The following is a 19,218-nucleotide window of genomic DNA, read 5'->3' as shown; positions in this document are numbered from 1 at the left end:
GAAAGGTAATCTTAGGCTGCGGATATAGTGAGACAGATCACACTAGATTACGCATCCCTGAGAGTTTATATGCCTTTAAAAAAACAACAATTCTTTTTAAAATCATAATATTAAACACCTCTTAGCACACTTTTGTATAAATAAGATTGCCATTTGACGTAAGTGTGGATTCTCGATAAGTTGGGAATCCGCTGGAAGCTTTCTGGATGAGCGCTCTGCTCATCATATTTATGCAGTAATTGAGATTCCCTCTTAATAGCAAGTCCTCAAACTTGTGTACCGATGCGAAAAGGATTTAAAGAGGGCGAATGCGAGGTAGGCAAAGATGCCCTTACCCCGTCGCCATGCTCTTGCTGTGCCTTGCGCGCAATCGATTAAGGGGGCGTCCCGTAGAGCCTGGGGAGGTTCACTGATATGTTGTACGACAAATCCCTTGAGCGGGATAACTGTGGTTTCGGCCTGATCGCCCACATAGAAGGCGAACCTAGCCACAAGGTAGTGCGCACCGCTATACACGCACTGGCCCGAATGCAGCACCGCGGCGCGATCCTTGCCGATGGTAAAACCGGCGACGGTTGCGGCCTGCTGTTACAAAAACCCGATCGTTTCTTCCGGATTGTGGCGGAAGAGCGCGGCTGGCGCTTAGCCAAAAACTACGCCGTCGGGATGCTGTTCCTGAATAAAGACCCCGAGCTGGCAAGCGCTGCGCGCCGTATCGTTGAAGAAGAGCTGCAACGCGAAACATTGTCTATCGTTGGCTGGCGCGATGTGCCAACTAACGAAGGCGTACTCGGTGAAATCGCCCTCTCCTCGCTGCCTCGTATTGAACAAATTTTTGTTAACGCCCCGGCAGGCTGGCGTCCGCGCGATATGGAACGCCGTTTGTTCATCGCCCGCCGTCGCATTGAAAAGCGCCTGCAGGAAGACAAAGATTTCTACGTTTGTAGCCTGTCGAACCTGGTTAATATCTATAAAGGTCTGTGTATGCCGGCGGATCTGCCGCGCTTCTACCTGGACCTCGCGGACCTGCGCCTGGAATCCGCCATCTGCCTGTTCCACCAGCGCTTCTCCACCAATACCGTGCCGCGCTGGCCGCTGGCGCAGCCGTTCCGCTATCTGGCGCACAATGGTGAAATCAATACCATCACCGGTAACCGCCAGTGGGCCCGCGCACGTACCTATAAATTCCAGACCCCGCTGATCCCCGATCTGCATGACGCCGCGCCGTTCGTCAATGAAACCGGCTCTGATTCAAGCTCGATGGATAATATGCTGGAACTGCTGCTGGCAGGCGGGATGGATATCGTCCGCGCGATGCGCCTGCTGGTACCGCCAGCCTGGCAGAATAACCCGGACATGGATCCGGAGCTGCGCGCGTTCTTCGACTTTAACTCCATGCATATGGAGCCGTGGGACGGCCCGGCGGGCATCGTCATGTCCGACGGCCGCTACGCCGCCTGTAACCTCGACCGTAACGGTCTGCGTCCGGCGCGCTACGTCATCACTAAAGACAAACTCATCACCTGTGCGTCTGAAGTCGGTATCTGGGACTACCAGCCGGATGAGGTGATGGAAAAAGGCCGCGTTGGGCCTGGCGAGCTGATGGTCATCGATACCCGCAGCGGGCGTATTCTGCACTCGGCGGAAACCGATAACGATCTGAAAAGCCGCCATCCGTACAAAGAGTGGATGGAGAAAAACGTCCGCCGTCTGGTGCCGTTCGAAGACCTGCCGGAAGAAGAAGTCGGCAGCCGTCAGTTGGATGATGACACGCTCGCCAGCTACCAGAAACAGTTTAACTACAGCGCCGAAGAGCTGGACTCCGTCCTGCGCGTCCTTGGGGAAAATGGCCAGGAAGCGGTCGGTTCGATGGGCGATGATACCCCATTCGCCGTGCTCTCCAGCCAGCCGCGTATCATTTACGATTATTTCCGCCAGCAGTTCGCCCAGGTGACAAACCCGCCTATCGATCCGCTGCGTGAAGCGCACGTGATGTCGCTGGCTACCAGTATCGGCCGTGAAATGAACGTCTTCTGCGAAGCGGAAGGCCAGGCGCACCGCCTGAGCTTCAAATCGCCGATCCTGCTGTACTCAGACTTTAAACAGCTGACCACCATGGAAGAGGAGCACTATCGCGCCGACACCCTGGATATTACCTTTGATGCCAACGAAACCACGCTGGCCGAGACGGTAAAAGCGCTGTGCGATAAAGCGGAACAGATGGTGCGTAACGGCACCGTACTGCTGGTGCTGTCCGACCGCAACATCGCGAAAGATCGTCTGCCGGTACCGGCGCCGATGGCCGTTGGCGCCATCCAGACGCGTCTCGTCGATAAGAGCCTGCGCTGCGACGCTAACATCATCGTCGAAACCGCCAGCGCCCGAGACCCGCACCACTTTGCGGTGCTGCTGGGCTTTGGCGCGACGGCTATCTATCCGTATCTAGCTTATGAAACCCTGGCGAAGCTGGTAGATAGCAAAGCTATCGATAAAGAATACCGTACGGTGATGCTGAACTACCGTAACGGCATCAACAAAGGCCTGTACAAAATCATGTCGAAGATGGGGATCTCGACCATCGCCTCCTACCGCTGCTCGAAGCTGTTCGAAGCGGTCGGTCTGCATCGCGACGTGGCCGACCTCTGCTTCCAGGGCGTAGTGAGCCGCATCGGCGGCGCCGGTTTCGACGACTTCCAGCAGGACCTGCTGAATCTGTCGAAACGCGCATGGCTGGCGCGTAAACCGCTGGCTCAGGGCGGCTTGCTGAAATATGTCCACGGCGGCGAATATCACGCCTATAACCCGGACGTCGTTCGCACCCTGCAGCAGGCGGTTCAGAGCGGCGAATACCGTGATTATCAGGAATACTCGAAGCTGGTTAATGAACGCCCGGCGGCCACGCTGCGCGATCTGCTGGCGCTCAACCCAGGCGATGAAGCCGTTAGCATCAATGAGGTGGAATCAGCGAAAGAGCTGTTTAAACGCTTCGATACCGCGGCCATGTCGATCGGCGCACTGAGCCCGGAAGCGCACGAATCACTGGCGGAAGCGATGAACAGCATCGGCGGCTTCTCCAACTCCGGTGAAGGCGGTGAAGACCCGGCGCGCTACGGCACCAACAAAGTCTCGCGTATTAAGCAGGTGGCTTCCGGTCGTTTCGGTGTTACTCCAGCCTACCTGGTGAATGCCGACGTGATCCAGATTAAAGTCGCCCAGGGCGCGAAACCTGGTGAAGGCGGACAGTTGCCGGGTGACAAAGTGACGCCTTATATCGCCAAACTGCGTTATTCGGTACCGGGCGTGACGCTGATCTCCCCGCCGCCGCACCACGATATTTACTCTATCGAGGATCTGGCGCAGCTGATTTTCGACCTCAAGCAGGTCAATCCGAAGGCGATGATTTCCGTCAAACTGGTTTCCGAACCGGGTGTCGGCACTATCGCCACCGGCGTGGCGAAAGCCTACGCAGACCTTATCACTATCGCCGGCTACGATGGCGGCACCGGGGCGAGCCCGCTCTCATCGGTGAAATATGCCGGCTGTCCGTGGGAACTTGGCCTGGTGGAAACCCAGCAGGCGCTGGTCGCCAACGGTCTGCGTCATAAAATTCGCCTGCAGGTAGACGGCGGCCTGAAAACCGGCCTCGATATCATCAAAGCGGCGATCCTTGGCGCGGAAAGCTTCGGCTTCGGCACCGGCCCGATGGTCGCGCTGGGCTGTAAATACCTGCGTATCTGTCATCTGAACAACTGCGCCACCGGCGTGGCGACCCAGGACGACAAACTGCGTAAGAACCACTACCACGGCCTACCGTTCAAAGTGACCAACTACTTTGAATTCATCGCCCGCGAAACCCGCGAGCTGATGGCGCAGCTGGGCGTGAAGCGTCTGGTGGACCTGATCGGCCGCACCGACCTGCTGAAAGAACTGGAAGGCTTTACGGCGAAACAGCAGAAACTGGAGCTCGGCAAACTGCTGGAAACCGCTGAGCCGCTGCCAGGCAAGGCGCTGTACTGCACCGAGAGCAACCCGCCGTTCGATAACGGCGTGCTCAACGCGCAGCTGCTGCAGCAAGCGAAGCCGTATGTGGATAACAAACAGAGCAAAACGTTCTGGTTCGATATTCGCAACACTGACCGTTCCGTTGGGGCGTCGCTGTCCGGTTATATCGCCCAGACTCACGGCGACCAGGGGCTGGCCGCCGACCCGATTACCGCCCACTTTAGCGGTACCGCGGGCCAGAGCTTCGGCGTCTGGAACGCCGGCGGCGTTGAGCTGCACCTGACCGGCGACGCCAACGACTACGTGGGTAAAGGCATGGCGGGCGGTCTGCTGTCGATTCGTCCTCCGGTCGGCTCCGCCTTCCGTAGCCATGAAGCAAGCATCATTGGCAACACCTGTCTGTATGGCGCGACCGGCGGTCGTCTGTACGCAGCAGGACGCGCGGGCGAACGCTTTGCGGTTCGTAACTCCGGCGCCATCACCGTGGTGGAAGGCATCGGCGACAACGGCTGTGAATACATGACCGGCGGTATTGTCTGTATCCTGGGGAAAACCGGCGTGAACTTCGGCGCAGGTATGACCGGCGGCTTTGCTTACGTCCTGGATGAAGATGGCGACTTCCGTAAACGCGTTAACCCCGAACTGGTGGAAGTTCTGGACGTGGACACGCTGGCTATCCATGAGGAGCACCTGCGCGGCTTAATTACCGAGCACGTCCAGCTTACCGGTTCGCAGCGCGGCGAAGAGATTCTCGCCAACTGGCCGGCCTTCGCGGCGAAGTTTGCGCTGGTTAAACCGAAGTCCAGCGATGTTAAAGCACTGTTGGGTCACCGTAGTCGTTCCGCAGCTGAGCTGCGGGTGCAGGCGCAGTAAGGGGTTAAGATGAGTCAGAACGTATACCAATTTATCGACCTGCAGCGCGTTGATCCGCCAAAGAAACCGCTGAAGATCCGTAAAATTGAATTTGTAGAAATTTACGAGCCGTTTTCAGAAGGCCAGGCCAAGGCGCAGGCGGATCGCTGCCTCTCCTGCGGCAACCCGTACTGCGAATGGAAATGTCCGGTGCACAACTACATCCCTAACTGGCTGAAACTGGCCAACGAGGGGCGTATTTTTGAAGCGGCGGAGCTGTCGCATCAGACCAACACCCTGCCGGAAGTCTGCGGACGTGTCTGCCCGCAGGACCGCCTGTGCGAAGGTTCCTGCACCCTGAACGATGAGTTCGGCGCGGTGACCATCGGCAACATTGAACGCTATATCAACGATAAAGCGTTTGAGATGGGCTGGCGCCCGGACTTGTCCGGCGTGAAGCAAACCGGAAAAACCGTCGCCATTATCGGCGCCGGTCCGGCAGGCCTGGCCTGCGCGGATGTGCTGACCCGCAACGGCGTGAAGGCTATCGTCTTCGATCGTCATCCGGAAATCGGCGGTCTACTGACCTTCGGCATCCCGGCGTTTAAGCTGGAAAAAGAGGTGATGACCCGCCGCCGCGAGATCTTCACCGGCATGGGGATTGAATTCCGGCTCAATACCGAAGTGGGTCGTGACGTCCAGCTCGACGAGCTGCTGAAAGAATACGACGCGGTATTTCTGGGCGTGGGCACCTACCAGTCCATGCGCGGCGGGCTGGAAAACGAAGATGCCAACGGCGTGTATGACGCGCTGCCGTTCCTTATCGCCAACACCAAACAGATCATGGGCTTTGGCGAAACGGCGCACGAACCCTTCGTCAGTATGGAAGGCAAACGCGTGGTAGTTCTCGGCGGCGGCGACACCGCGATGGACTGCGTGCGGACCTCTGTTCGTCAGGGGGCGGCGCACGTTATCTGCGCCTATCGCCGTGACGAAGAAAACATGCCAGGCTCCAAACGTGAAGTGAAAAACGCGCGTGAAGAGGGTGTCGAATTCCAGTTCAACGTCCAGCCGCTGGGCGTGGAAGTGAACGCCAACGGCAAAGTGTGCGGCGTGAAAATGGCGCGCACCGAAATGGGCCAGCCGGATGCGAAAGGCCGCCGCCGCGCGGAAATCGTCGCCGGTTCCGAGCACGTGGTGCCCGCAGACGCGGTGGTGATGGCGTTTGGTTTCCGTCCACACAGCATGGAATGGCTGGCGAAGCATAGCGTCGAGCTGGATTCTCAGGGCCGCATCATCGCCCCGGAAGGCAGCGACAACGCGTTCCAGACCAGCAACCCGAAAATCTTTGCCGGCGGCGATATCGTTCGCGGTTCAGACCTGGTGGTAACGGCGATTGCCGAAGGCCGCAAAGCGGCGGACGGTATCCTCAATTACCTTGAAGTCTGATTAAAGCCTGAGTCTCAGCGCATAAAAGCCCGATGGTTAACGCCACCGGGCTTTTTTATGCTTGATCGTGGTTAAGCGTGGGCAAAAAAAACAGGCCCCGGAGGGCCTGTCAGGAATTACTTCACAACGCGCAGCGCCGGACGACCACCGCGCGGCGGCGGTGGCGTATCGTCAGGATCGTCATCGTGATTATCCGGCTTATCGCCATCAATCACCGACATCACCGTTTCGTTTTCGCTCTCAGGCGCAACGTCATCATCGTTGAGGCTGCTGACATCTTCGTCATAGGCCGCTTCAGGTTCAAACATCGTTCCTGCGCCGTTCTCACGGGCATAGATAGCGAGTACCGCAGCCAGCGGCACGGAAACGTTGCGCGGTACGCCGCCGAAGCGAGCGTTAAAGCGCACTTCGTCATTCGCCAGTTCCAGATTGCCCACCGCACGCGGCGCAATGTTCAGAACGATTTGGCCGTCGCGAGCGTACTCCATCGGCACGAGAACGCCTGGCAGCGTCACATCGACGACCAGGTGCGGAGTCAGCTGGTTATCCAGCAGCCACTCATAGAACGCCCGCAGCAGGTACGGGCGACGCGGCGTCAGCTGTGATACATCCATTATTTAGCCCCGGCCGAGGCGCATTTCACGCTCGGCTTCAGTTAAAGAAGCGAGGAAAGAATCACGTTCGAAGACGCGAGTCATATAGCCCTTAAGCTCTTTCGCGCCAGCACCCACCAGTTCTACGCCGAGAACCGGCAAACGCCACAGCAGCGGAGCCAGGTAGCAATCGACCAGGCTGAATTCGTCGCTCAGGAAGTAAGGCTTCTGAGTAAAGACCGGCGCAATCGCCTGCAGTTCTTCACGCAGCTGCTTACGAGCGGCATCAGCCTGGGCCGCGGTACCGGTCTGGATGGTATTCATCAGCGAATACCAGTCTTTCTCGATACGTTGCATGTACAGACGGCTTTCACCACGCGCCACCGGGTAAACCGGCATTAGCGGCGGATGCGGGAAACGCTCATCCAGGTATTCCATAATGATGCGGGATTCCCACAGAGTGAGCTCACGATCCACCAGCGTCGGGACGCTTTGATTCGGGTTGAGGTCAATCAGATCCTGAGGCGGGTTATCCTTCTCCACGTGCTCTATCTCAAAACTGACACCTTTTTCGGCCAGCACGATGCGGACCTGATGGCTATAGATGTCAGTAGGACCAGAAAACAGCGTCATTACCGAACGTTTGTTGGCAGCGACAGCCATGAAAACCTCCAGGTATATTCAGAATTTTTACTGCTGCCGACCACGCATGGCCAGCCAGATGTATAAACCCCATTCGCACGGCGACGATATGTTCATTGATTAACTAAAAAATGAACAACCACCAGCATTTGGGCAGAAAATTGGATGATAGTTTACCAGATTTTGCGGACGTTGTGGTGAGGGTATTCTGGAAATGCTGAAAAAGTGGTAAGAACAGACCATTTCTTTGTGGATAACAGCCGTTTTATCCATAAAAAAACCCGCCGAAGCGGGTTTTTTCGCAAATTGTTCTGCGTGAGCAGAAAACAATTAACGTTTGGAGAACTGCGGACGACGACGTGCTTTACGCAGACCGACTTTCTTACGTTCAACCTGACGAGCGTCACGAGTAACGAAGCCAGCTTTACGCAGTTCAGAACGCAGGGACTCGTCGTACTCCATCAGAGCGCGGGTGATACCGTGACGGATCGCACCAGCCTGACCAGAGATACCACCACCTTTAACAGTGATGTACAGATCCAGTTTCTCAACCATGTCGACCAGTTCCAGCGGCTGACGAACTACCATGCGGGCAGTTTCACGACCGAAGTACTGTTCCAGCGAACGCTGGTTGATTACGATTTTGCCGTTGCCCGGTTTGATGAAAACGCGAGCTGCGGAACTTTTGCGGCGACCAGTGCCGTAGTATTGATTTTCAGCCATTGCCTATAATCCCGATTAGATGTCAAGAACTTGCGGTTGCTGTGCCGCGTGGTTGTGCTCGTTACCAGCGTAAACTTTCAGTTTACGGTACATAGCACGACCCAGCGGGCCTTTTGGCAGCATGCCTTTAACCGCGATTTCAATCACACGCTCAGGACGGCGGGCAATCATCTCTTCAAAGGTCGCTTCTTTGATACCACCGATGTGGCCGGTGTGGTGGTAGTACATTTTGTCTTCGCGCTTGTTGCCGGTTACAGCAACTTTTTCTGCGTTCAGAACGATGATGTAATCACCAGTATCAACGTGCGGAGTGTATTCCGCTTTGTGCTTACCGCGCAGGCGACGAGCCAGTTCAGTAGCCAGACGGCCCAGAGTTTTACCGGTCGCGTCAACAACATACCAGTCGCGTTTTACGGTTTCTGGTTTAGCTGTAAAAGTTTTCATTAAAAGCTTACCCAAATAAATAAGTTACACGTTGGTGAACACCCAAACGTTTAGTCAGTTGAGGTTCACACGACAAAGTCCGGCAAACCTACCCCTTCGAATAGCCTATGCCAGCACATAGAAGATTTCGGGAAAAAAAACCTTCTCGTAACGTGGGGTCGCAAGATTATAGAGAAGTAGGGGCCAAAGATCGACCCCTTTATGTGATTTGCAGCAGGTTTTTCTCAGCGTGAGAAGAAGGCTGGATTCAGGGCATGTGCGGCTGCTTCAGATACTCTTCGCTTTGCATTTCCTGCAGGCGCGATAAACAGCGCTGGAACTCAAATTTCAGGCGTTCGCCCTGATAGATCTCATACAGCGGTACCGCCGCGCTGACCACCAGCTTCACGTGGCGTTCGTAGAATTCATCCACCAGCGCGATAAAGCGCCGCGCTTCGCTCTCGAGCTGCGTCGTCATCACCGGCACATCGAACAACATCACGGTGTGGAACAGGCGTGACAGCGCGATGTAATCATGCTGGCTGCGCGCATCCACGCACAGAGTATCAAACGACGCCGCCAGGGTCTGGTTTTCCACGCCCAACGTCGGCAGCGGCCGGTGGTTAATTTCCAGCGTCGGCATCTGCTCGCGTTTGGCCCCCGCCAGCGCCAACCAGAGCTTATCCATTTGCTGGCTGGTCTCGCCATTGAGCGGCGACAGCCACAGATGCGCCTGGGTCAACGTGCGCAGGCGGTAATCAATCCCTGCATCCACGTTCATAATGTCGCAGTGCTGTTTGATGGCGTCTATCGCCGGCAGGAAACGCGCGCGTTGCAGACCATTGCGGTAGAGTTCGTCCGGCGGGATGTTCGAGGTAGCGACCAGCGTAATCCCACGCGAGAACAGCGCTTTCATTAAGCCGCCGAGCAGCATGGCATCGGTGATGTCGGAGACAAAAAACTCGTCGAAGCACAACACATCGGTTTGCGCTTTAAAGCGATCGGCAACGATCTCCAGCGGGTCGCTATGCCCCTGCAGGGTGGTTAACTCTTCGTGCACGCGCAACATAAAGCGATGGAAATGCAGGCGCTGTTTACGTTCGCCCGGCAGGCTTTGATAAAACATATCCATCAGCCAGGTTTTACCGCGCCCCACGCCGCCCCACATATACAGGCCACGCACGGCGGTTGCTTCCGCCGTCGGTTCGCGCTTGCCGAGTAGTTTGCTGAATTTCGCCCGCAGACCGCCGCCCGCGGGCGCTGCGGCTACAGGTTTTTCCTGCAGTTCACGATAGACGGTATCGAGGCGGCTGACCGCTTCTTGTTGCACGTCGTCAGGTTGATGGCTGCCCTCTTTGAGAGCTAAAAGGTAACGCGATGTTGGGGACAGGCTTTGCATGATCTTATTGTTATTCCTTGAAAACCGTGGCGCCGTGACGCACGATTGACGAAAAAAAGGCGGTTCTACAGTACGCGATGATACGCCAGGATTCCACTTCTGTGGAATTAGCGGTTATAGTGGCACTATCGGGCGCAGGCGGAGAGCCTAACAGCCACCCTACGGAACCACAAAACAACGGGAGATGTTCATGACCTGGGAATACGCGCTAATTGGATTAGTCGTCGGTATCATCATCGGTGCCGTCGCCATGCGTTTTGGTAACCGCAAATTGCGTCAGCAACAAGCGCTGCAGTTCGAACTGGAAAAGAATAAAGCAGAGCTTGAAGAGTATCGCGAAGAGCTGGTCAGCCATTTTGCGCGCAGCGCAGAACTGCTGGACAACATGGCGGATGACTACCGTCAGCTGTATCAGCACATGGCAAAAAGCTCCAGCAGCCTGCTGCCGGACGCGATGGCGGAAGCTAATCCGTTCCGCAATCGCCTGGCGGAGTCCGAAGCCAGCAACGATCAGGCGCCTGTCCAGATGCCGCGCGATTATTCTGAAGGCGCATCCGGCCTGCTGCGCGGTGGCGCGAAACGCGACTGATCCCGCTGTCTGCGTAAAAATATTTACCGGGCGCGCCTTCCGCGCCCGTCTTCCCCCTGCATCCCAGCTACAATTTAAGCACGGACCGCATTGTTAGCCGGTCGAAAATTCAATAACATCAAATCATTCGGACGTTTTTTCCATACACCTCAGGTTACGAGAGCCAGCATCTAATGAAGAAACAGACTTTGCTGTTGAGTGCGTTAGCGTTAAGCATTGGATTATCGTTGTCGGTCCTGCCTCCGGCGGCGGCATCACTGCCGACCCAGGTTCCTGGCCAGGGCGCGCTACCGAGCCTCGCGCCGATGCTGGAAAAAGTATTGCCTGCGGTGGTCAGCGTGCAGGTAGAAGGCACCGCCTCGCCGGTGCAGAATATGCCGGAAGAGCTGAAAAAATACTTCGGCGACAACGCGCCGCAAGAGCAGGCGCAGCCGTTTGAAGGCCTCGGTTCAGGGGTGATTATCGACGCCGCCAAAGGCTACGTGCTGACCAACAACCACGTAATAAGCCTGGCGCAGAAAATCAGCATTCAGTTGAACGATGGCCGCGAGTTCGATGCCAAACTGGTCGGCAGCGACGAGCAGAGCGATATCGCCCTGCTGCAGGTTTTAAAACCCAGCAATTTAACGCAAATCGCCATCGCGGATTCCGACAAGCTGCGCGTCGGCGATTTCGCCGTTGCCGTCGGCAACCCCTTCGGCCTCGGCCAAACCGCCACTTCCGGCATCATCTCCGCGCTGGGCCGAAGCGGCCTTAATCTCGAAGGGCTGGAAAACTTTATTCAGACCGATGCCTCAATTAACCGCGGCAACTCCGGCGGCGCGCTGCTGAATCTCAACGGCGAGCTTATCGGCATTAATACCGCCATTCTGGCGCCGGGCGGCGGCAGCATCGGCATCGGCTTCGCCATTCCGAGCAACATGGCGAAGACCCTCGCCGATCAGCTTATTCAATACGGCGAAATCAAACGCGGCCTGCTGGGCATTAAAGGCATGGAAATGAGCGCGGATATCGCCAAAGCGATGAACATCAACGCTCAGCGCGGCGCCTTCGTAAGCGAAGTCCTGGCCAATTCCGGCTCCGCAAAAGCGGGGATTAAATCCGGTGACGTTATCGTCAGCATGAACGGCAAGCCGCTAAGCAGCTTCGCCGAGCTGCGTTCGCGTATCGCCACTACCGCCCCTGGCACTAAAGTAAAACTGGGGCTACTGCGCGACGGCAAACCATTGGATGTAGAAGTGACGCTGGATAAGAGCACCTCTTCCACCGCCAGCGCCGATCTGATTATCCCGGCCCTGCAGGGAGCGGCGCTAAGCGATGGCCAGTTGAAAGACGGCACTAAGGGCGTGACCATCGATAACGTCGATAAAGGCAGCGCGGCGGCGCAGGTTGGCTTGCATAAAGACGATCTGATTATCGGCCTCAACCGCCAGCGCGTGCGTTCCATCGCCGAGCTACGTAAAGTGCTGGAAACCAAACCGGCCGTCATCGCGCTGAATGTGCTGCGCGGTAACGAAAGCATTTATCTGCTGCTACGCTGACGGCTGCTTCCGGACATCGTGCGTCGTGCGATGTCCGGATAAGTCATGCTATGCTGCGCCTGCCCATTAATTAACGATATTCGCATCATGCCAGGAAAGCTTTTACGTTCAGTCCTTATCGGTTTAATCGTCGGCGGCATCCTGCTGGCGGCGATGCCTTCGCTGCGCCAGTGGCAGCTCTCGTCGGCGACGCCGAGCGATACCGCTGATGAATCGCCCGCCAGCTATAATGCAGCGGTAAGACGCGCCGCGCCTGCGGTGGTCAACGTCTATAACCGCGCGCTGAACAGCACCAGCCATAACCAGCTGACGCTTGGCTCCGGCGTTATCATGGACCAACGCGGATATATCCTCACCAACAAGCACGTCATCAACGATGCCGATCAGATAATCATCGCTTTGCAGGATGGACGGGTATTTGAAGCCCTGTTGGTCGGTTCTGATACCCTGACCGACCTGGCGGTGCTCAAAATCAACGCCAGCGGCGGCCTGCCGGTCATCCCGATTAACCCGAAACGCGTTCCACACATCGGCGATGTAGTACTGGCGATAGGCAACCCGTATAACCTCGGGCAAACCATCACCCAGGGCATCATCAGCGCGACCGGCCGTATCGGCCTGAACCCTACCGGGCGGCAGAATTTCCTGCAAACCGATGCTTCTATCAACCACGGCAACTCCGGCGGCGCGCTGGTCAACTCGCTGGGTGAATTGATGGGTATTAACACCCTGTCATTCGATAAGAGCAATGACGGCGAAACGCCGGAAGGGATCGGCTTTGCCATCCCGTTCCAGCTGGCGACCAAGATCATGGATAAACTGATCCGTGACGGTCGGGTGATCCGCGGTTACATCGGGATCAGCGGCCGCGAGATCGCGCCAATGCATGCGCAGAGCGGCGGCATGGATCAGATCCAGGGGATCGTCGTGAATGACGTCGCCCCGGATGGCCCGGCGGCGCAGGCTGGGATCCGCGCCAATGACGTGATCATCTCTGTGAACGATAAACCAGCAGTTTCGGCGCTGGAAACCATGGACCAGGTTGCGGAAATTCGCCCGGGTTCAGAAATCCCGGTGGTCATCATGCGCGATGATAAGAAAATCACCCTGCACGTGGCGGTACAGGAATATCCGGCGACAAATTAACGATTAGCGCTCCGTTATCGGAGCGCGATTAATCAACAAACAGCGGCCCGGCCGGGAATCTGGCCAGAAACCCGGTCACCGCCAGCAGCGACCACAACGATGGCCAGCGGACCTGCCGCTCCCGCAGTTCATCATCCAGCGTCAGTAACGCGAACTCCCCTCTCTCGCCGAGAACCCCGCCCTGCCACAGCAGCCGTTGCGCCTGCTGCCGCGCCCACGGCGATTCACTCTTCCAGGCCAGCAAATGCAGCAGCGACTGCTGTAAACAAACGCTGTGCGAATGACTGTCCCGCAGCAATCGTCGATACACCGGCAGCGAGATACTGCGTACGCTGTAGAAACCGCTGCGCGATTCACTATCAGCCTGCGCCACGCTGGCGCACATCTGCCCGGCCAGATCGCATAAACGGTTATGCGTCAGCGGCTGGCGCAGCGCATCCAGATGCCCGGCGGCGGCGCAAAGCAGGCCGCTCCTTTGCTGCTCATGCGTCCGCGAACCCAGCAACGCCGCTACCGTTTCATCCTCCCCGGTCTGCGCATGCTGTACACCCGCGTCATAACAACAGACAAAGAAATCATGGCTGCCATGGTCGATTGACGGGTGCGCCAACAGATTCAGCGCCGGGTGCAGTTGTTCAAGCTCCTCCAGCGACGCCAGGGTGTCATCAACGACTCCCTCTTTTGCCGATGACCTGCTGCCAGGACGTAATGCTACCGTTTCATTCATCAAAGCCTCCTCAGGGAAAATTCCCGGCTCGCGCTGCGCTTACCGGGGCTACAAACCGGAGCGGACCGGTCGCCCGGATAAGGCGCCAGCCGCCATCCGGGAAGGATGCCGGCTTACATCGCCAGCACGTACTTGAGCATCACCCCGGCGGCGATCGCCGAGCCGATCACCCCGGCCACGTTCGGGCCCATCGCGTGCATCAGCAGGAAGTTCTGCCCGTCCGCTTCCAGACCCACCTTGTTGGACACCCTCGCCGCCATCGGCACCGCCGACACCCCGGCGGAACCGATCAGCGGGTTGATCTTGTGTTTACTGAAGACATTCATCAGCTTCGCCATGATCACCCCGGCCGCGGTGCCCACGCAGAAGGCGATCACCCCCAGCAGCAGGATCCCCAGCGTCTGCGGCTGCAGGAACTTGTCCGCCACCAGCTTGGCCCCCACCGACAGTCCGAGGAAGATGGTGACGATATTGATCAGCGCGTTCTGCACCGTATCGCTCAGCCGGTCCACCACGCCGCTTTCGCGCATCAGGTTGCCGAAGCAGAACATCCCCAGCAGCGGCGCGGCGTCCGGCAGCAGCAGCGCCACCAGCAGCAACAGCACCGCCGGGAAGAGGATCTTCTCGCGTTTGCTCACCGTACGCAGCTGCACCATGCGGATCTTCCGCTCTTTGTCGCTGGTCAGCACCTTCATGATCGGCGGCTGGATCAGCGGCACCAGCGCCATGTAGGAGTAGGCGGCCACCGCGATGGCCCCCAGCAGCTCCGGCGCCAGCTTGCTCGACAGGTAGATGGCCGTCGGGCCGTCGGCGCCGCCGATGATGCCGATGGCCGCCGCCTGCGGCAGGGTGAAGTGGATGAAGCCGAAGTAGTTCAGCGCCAGCGCCCCGAGCACGGTGGCGAAGATCCCGAACTGCGCCGCCGCCCCCAGCAGCAGGGTGCGCGGGTTGGCCAGCAGCGGGCCGAAATCGGTCATCGCCCCGACGCCCATAAAGATCACCAGCGGCGCGATATCCGAGCCAATCGCCACCTTATAGAAGATGGCCAGCACCCCGGAGGAGTAGCCCATGTCCACCGCCAGCGTCTCCATCTGCCCCTGCACCGACGGCAGGGCGAGGGCCAGCGCCTCCTTGATGGCGTGGACATCCGGCGCGCAGTTGAGCTTCGCGGCAATCACCGCGAGCTGGACCGGGTCGTGATGGGCCAGCAGGTTTTCCAGCGCGCTCAGCGCCAGCCCGGCCTCCGGAATATTGGAGAGCAGGCCGCCGAAGCCAATCGGCAGCAGCAGTAACGGCTCGAACTTTTTCGCAATCGCCAGCCACAGCAGCAGCAGGCTGACCAGCAGCATCACCGCCTGGCCGGCCCCCAGGTGCATCAGCCCCATGCCCTGAATCAGGGCGTTCAGACTTTCCATTTGCGCTCCTCGTCCTTACGCCAGCTGCAGCAGGGTGTCGCCGACCGCCACCGCATCGCCGGATTTCACTGCGATACCGCGTACGGTACCGGCCTGTGCGGCGCGGATTTCGGTTTCCATCTTCATGGCTTCCAGAATCAGCAGTACCTCGCCCTCCGCCACCGCCTGGCCTTCGCTGGCCAGCACCTTCCAGATAGTGCCCGCCAGCGGCGCGGTTACCGGGGTGCCGGCGCCTGCCGGGGCGGCTGCCTGAACCGGTGCGGAAGACGGGGTGGCCGCCGTCAGCTGGCTGACGTCGCCGCCGTCGCTGACCTTGACCACGAAGGCTTTGCCTTCCACTTCGACGGTGTAGACGCCGGAGGCGGCGGCTTTTGCCGGCGCGGCAGATTTTGCTTCTTCCACCTGCGGCACGGGCTCAAAGGCCGCCGGGTTGTAGCGGTTTTCGAGGAACTTCAGGCCGATTTGCGGGAACAGCGCCACGGTGAGCACGTCGTCGATGGCGTTATCGGCAAGCGTGATGCCCTTCTCCTGCGCCTGGCGTTTCACGTCGGCTTCAAGCTCCGCCAGCTCCGGCTTGAGTAAATCCGCCGGGCGGCAGGTGACGGCGTCGGCGCCGTTGAGCACCCGCGCCTGCAGGGCGGCGTTAACCGGCGCCGGGGTGTGGCCGTATTCGCCTTTCAGGATACCGGCGGTCTCCTTCGCAATGGTTTTGTAGCGTTCGCCGCCCAGCACGTTGAGCACCGCCTGGGTGCCGACAATCTGCGAGGTCGGGGTCACCAGCGGGATGAAGCCGAGGTCCTCGCGCACGCGGGGAATTTCCGCCAGCACTTCATCCAGCCGGTGGGCGGCGCTCTGCTGTTTCAGCTGGCCTTCGAGGTTGGTGAGCATCCCGCCCGGCACCTGGGCGACCAGGATGCGGCTGTCGGTGCCTTTCAGCTGGCCTTCGAAGGCGTGGTATTTTTTGCGTACCTCGCGGAAGTACGCGGCGATGCTCTCCAGCTTGCGGATATCGAGGCCGGTGTCGTACGGCGTGCCGGCGAGGGTGGCCACCAGCGCTTCGGTAGCCGGGTGGCCGTAGGTGGCGCTCATCGAGGAGATGGCGGTATCAACGCCGTCGACACCGGCTTCAATGGCCTTCAGCAGCGCCATTTCCGCCATGCCGGTGGTGGCGTGGCAGTGCAGATGCAGGGTGACGGCAAAGCGTTTTTTGATTTCGCTGACCAGCTCAAAGGCGGCATGCGGGGTGAGGATGCCGGACATGTCCTTGATGGCGATGGAGTCGACGCCGGTCTCCAGCAGCTGTTCGGTGAGGTCGAGCCAGGTCTGCAGGGTGTGCGCCGGGCTGGTGGTGTAGCTGAGGGTGCCCTGGGCGTGGGCGCCGTGGCGGCGGACCGCCTGCAGGGCGGCCTGCATGTTGCGCGGGTCGTTCATGGCATCAAAGACGCGGAACACGTCCATGCCGTTTTTGACGGCGCGCTCCACGAAGCGCTCCACCACGTCGTCGGCGTAGTGGCGGTAGCCGAGCAGGTTCTGGCCGCGCAGCAGCATCTGCAGCGGGGTTTTCGGCATCGCCTTTTTCAGCTCGCGCAGGCGGAGCCACGGGTCCTCGCCGAGGAAGCGGATGCAGGCGTCAAAGGTGGCGCCGCCCCAGCATTCCAGCGAGCGGTAGCCGACGTCGTCGAGCGCGGCCGCAACGGGCAGCATATCGTCGAGACGCAGACGGGTGGCGAACAGGGACTGGTGGGCGTCGCGCAGGACGACATCGGTAATGGCAACGGTCATGAATTCCTCCGTGAATTAAGGATTAAGGCGGCGATGGTGGTGAATGGCGGCGACAATCGCCGGCTTTAAACGGGCGAAGTCGTCAGCGGGCGCGACGGCCGCGGGCGCCGCTTTGGGCGCGGCAGGCGGCTCAGGAAACAGACGGGTAACGGCGACGGACATCCCCCGGATGGCGAAAATGAGCAGCAGCAGAAACAGCAGCACGAAGCCCATGCCAAGAAACATCAGGGTGAAGCCTTCGCCTAACAGCGCAGCATCAGTCATAAAATAGCCTTTGGAGGGGCGCAATAATGGCGTAATAAACAGCCGCGATAGCCGAGTGGATTTCCCCAGACCACATAGTCAGAAGCCTCTTTATCGCGGAAATTAATTTTCGCCACTACTGCGCAATATATTTAACCGGGAGTTATTTAATAAAACTTACGTGCTGACAGATTTCATCAGCGACAATCTCTTTGCGCTGATTAAATATCACTTTATTCTGCTCAAACAGGTTATTCCCGTGGGTATCGATCGACACAATCAGTGGACCGAACTCTTTCACCCGGCAAACCCATAAGGTTTCCGGCATCCCCAAATCACGCCACTGGGCATCTTCAATTTCTTCTACACAGACCGCGGCGACCACCGCGCATCCGGCCGGGAAGACGCAGTGCAGCGCTTTATGTTCGGCGCAGCCCTCTTCGGTCCCCTTACCCATGCCGCCTTTGCCGACAATTAATTTCACACCGGTCTTAGCAATAAATTCTTTTTCAAATTTCTCCATGCGCATACTGGTGGTTGGTCCAACAGAAACCATTTCAAATTTATCTTCTGTACCTTTAATCGGCCGCACAATGGGCCCGGCATGTAATATCGCGCCGCCGGCAACGTTGACCGGTAATTCACGTCCGCCTTCAATCAAACGACGATGGGCAACATCACGACAGGTAACAATATGACCATTGAGATAAATAATATCGCCCGCTTTAATATCAGCTAAATCTTCATCTTTAATTGGCGTAGTGAGTATTTTTTTAGTCATCAGAAAGCCACTCCTGTGTGAGAAGTAATGGTGTAATTCAAATCTTTATCGAAAACGATATGTCCTTTGCGGTGCGACCAGCAGCCAACGTTGACCGCCACGCCGATGGTGGAAGGATGGCGCGCGGTATTTTCGATATTGACGCCCATCACCGAGGTGTTACCGGACATTCCCTGCGGGCCAAGGCCGATTTTATTAATGCCGTCTTCGAGCATTTTCTCCAGCGATGCGGCACGTTCATTCTCATTGTGCGACCCCACCGGGCGCATCAGCGCTTTCTTCGACAGTAGCGCCGCGGTTTCAACGGAAGTCGCGACGCCAACGCCAACCAGCAGCGGCGGACAGGCGTTCAGGCCATAACTGGTCATGACATCCAGCACGAAACGAGTTACGCCTTCGTATCCAGCGCCCGGCATTAGCACCATCGCTTTACCCGGCAGCGAGCAGCCGCCGCCGGCCATATAGGTGTAAATACTGCACTGGTCAGAATCAGGGACAATCTCCCAGAATACCGTCGGCGTACCTTTACCCACGTTTTTACCGGTGTTGTATTCGTCAAAGGTCTCTACGCTGTTGTGGCGCAGCGGAGAATCCACGGTGGCTTTAATCACCGATTCGCGCAGCAGCGCTTCCAGCTCGCCAATCAGCGGGAAGTTGGCGCCGCACTCAACCAAAAACTGAATCACGCCGGTGTCCTGGCAAGACGGACGATCCAGCTCTTTCGCCAGACGCTGGTTTTCAATCATGGTGGTAAAGATGACGTCCGCCAGATGGCTGGTCTCTTTTTTATGCAACTCTTTCAGTTTTGCAGTGACGTCATCAGGCAATACTTTGCCGGTATATCCCACGAATTTGGCCATAATATCGGTCATTCGGGATATCTGTTCGCTTTTGCTCATAAAGGCTCCTTA

The 19,218-nt window shown here is 57.9% G+C and carries 16 protein-coding genes; 5 read left to right on the top strand and 11 right to left on the bottom strand.

Annotation, left to right across the window (positions count from 1 at the left end; all coding sequences use genetic code 11):
- Positions 1–414 precede the first annotated feature (414 nt).
- Both gltB and gltD read left to right on the top strand, forming a co-directional pair.
- Entirely contained in the window at positions 415–4,875 is a 4,461-nt protein-coding gene (gene gltB, locus ACSEMK_RS14340; RefSeq protein ID WP_087859935.1) for a glutamate synthase large subunit, read from the top strand.
- Positions 4,876–4,884: 9 nt separating this feature from the next.
- Positions 4,885–6,303, top strand: coding sequence for a glutamate synthase subunit GltD (gene gltD / locus ACSEMK_RS14335; protein WP_087859936.1), 1,419 nt, complete (start codon positions 4,885–4,887; stop codon positions 6,301–6,303).
- 116 nt (positions 6,304–6,419) lie between these two features.
- On the opposite strand, the gene sspB is transcribed toward gltD, so the two are convergent.
- The 5 genes from sspB to zapE form a co-directional block, all read right to left on the bottom strand.
- Entirely contained in the window at positions 6,420–6,917 is a 498-nt protein-coding gene (gene sspB / locus ACSEMK_RS14330; protein WP_045394985.1) for a ClpXP protease specificity-enhancing factor, read from the bottom strand.
- A 3-nt stretch (positions 6,918–6,920) separates the two neighbouring features.
- The gene (gene sspA, locus ACSEMK_RS14325; protein WP_015369483.1) at positions 6,921–7,559 is read right to left on the bottom strand and encodes a stringent starvation protein SspA; all 639 of its coding nucleotides are present in this window, start codon (positions 7,557–7,559) and stop codon (positions 6,921–6,923) included.
- Positions 7,560–7,868: 309 nt separating this feature from the next.
- The gene (gene rpsI, locus ACSEMK_RS14320) at positions 7,869–8,261 is read right to left on the bottom strand and encodes a 30S ribosomal protein S9 (RefSeq protein WP_000829818.1); all 393 of its coding nucleotides are present in this window, start codon (positions 8,259–8,261) and stop codon (positions 7,869–7,871) included.
- A gap of 15 nt (positions 8,262–8,276) precedes the next feature.
- Positions 8,277–8,705, bottom strand: coding sequence for a 50S ribosomal protein L13 (gene rplM, locus ACSEMK_RS14315; RefSeq protein ID WP_002918559.1), 429 nt, complete (start codon positions 8,703–8,705; stop codon positions 8,277–8,279).
- Positions 8,706–8,952: 247 nt separating this feature from the next.
- On the bottom strand, positions 8,953–10,083 hold the full coding sequence (gene zapE / locus ACSEMK_RS14310; RefSeq protein ID WP_430915025.1) for a cell division protein ZapE: 1,131 nt from the start codon (positions 10,081–10,083) through the stop codon (positions 8,953–8,955).
- Between the two features lie 190 nt (positions 10,084–10,273).
- Between zapE and zapG the strand changes: the two genes are divergently transcribed.
- From zapG to degS, 3 genes are all read left to right on the top strand, one after another.
- Positions 10,274–10,672: a Z-ring associated protein ZapG gene (gene zapG / locus ACSEMK_RS14305; protein WP_015703613.1), complete on the top strand. Its 399-nt coding sequence runs from the start codon at positions 10,274–10,276 to the stop codon at positions 10,670–10,672.
- 173 nt (positions 10,673–10,845) lie between these two features.
- Positions 10,846–12,213 carry a serine endoprotease DegQ gene (gene degQ / locus ACSEMK_RS14300; RefSeq protein WP_430915024.1) on the top strand — a complete coding sequence of 456 codons (1,368 nt, stop codon included), beginning with the start codon at positions 10,846–10,848 and terminating at the stop codon, positions 12,211–12,213.
- Between the two features lie 87 nt (positions 12,214–12,300).
- Positions 12,301–13,359: an outer membrane-stress sensor serine endopeptidase DegS gene (gene degS, locus ACSEMK_RS14295; protein ID WP_015703614.1), complete on the top strand. Its 1,059-nt coding sequence runs from the start codon at positions 12,301–12,303 to the stop codon at positions 13,357–13,359.
- Between the two features lie 28 nt (positions 13,360–13,387).
- Here the strand turns inward: degS and ACSEMK_RS14290 are convergent, their stop codons facing one another.
- The 6 genes from ACSEMK_RS14290 to ttdA form a co-directional block, all read right to left on the bottom strand.
- On the bottom strand, positions 13,388–14,086 hold the full coding sequence (locus ACSEMK_RS14290; protein ID WP_213316680.1) for a hypothetical protein: 699 nt from the start codon (positions 14,084–14,086) through the stop codon (positions 13,388–13,390).
- 113 nt (positions 14,087–14,199) lie between these two features.
- Positions 14,200–15,501 (bottom strand): oxaloacetate decarboxylase subunit beta, encoded by a 1,302-nt coding sequence (locus tag ACSEMK_RS14285; RefSeq protein ID WP_430915023.1) that lies wholly within the window; start codon positions 15,499–15,501, stop codon positions 14,200–14,202.
- 15 nt (positions 15,502–15,516) lie between these two features.
- Positions 15,517–17,283: a sodium-extruding oxaloacetate decarboxylase subunit alpha gene (gene oadA, locus ACSEMK_RS14280; RefSeq protein ID WP_430915022.1), complete on the bottom strand. Its 1,767-nt coding sequence runs from the start codon at positions 17,281–17,283 to the stop codon at positions 15,517–15,519.
- Between the two features lie 15 nt (positions 17,284–17,298).
- Complete coding sequence (locus ACSEMK_RS14275) at positions 17,299–17,547, bottom strand: oxaloacetate decarboxylase subunit gamma (protein WP_087859670.1); 249 nt, start codon at positions 17,545–17,547, stop codon at positions 17,299–17,301.
- A 142-nt stretch (positions 17,548–17,689) separates the two neighbouring features.
- A complete protein-coding gene (ttdB, locus tag ACSEMK_RS14270) occupies positions 17,690–18,307 on the bottom strand; it encodes a L(+)-tartrate dehydratase subunit beta (protein WP_015703618.1) in 618 nt (205 codons plus the stop codon).
- The gene (gene ttdA, locus ACSEMK_RS14265) at positions 18,307–19,206 is read right to left on the bottom strand and encodes a L(+)-tartrate dehydratase subunit alpha (protein ID WP_087859179.1); all 900 of its coding nucleotides are present in this window, start codon (positions 19,204–19,206) and stop codon (positions 18,307–18,309) included. Before ttdA ends, ttdB begins: the two co-directional genes overlap by 1 nt.
- Positions 19,207–19,218 lie beyond the last annotated feature (12 nt).

It is taken from the genome of Klebsiella sp. K-3 (genome assembly GCF_051207495.1).
GTDB classification, from domain to species: domain Bacteria; phylum Pseudomonadota; class Gammaproteobacteria; order Enterobacterales; family Enterobacteriaceae; genus Klebsiella; species Klebsiella aerogenes.
Note: the sequence above shows the minus strand (reverse complement) of the source record. Positions and strands in the feature narration are given on the sequence as shown.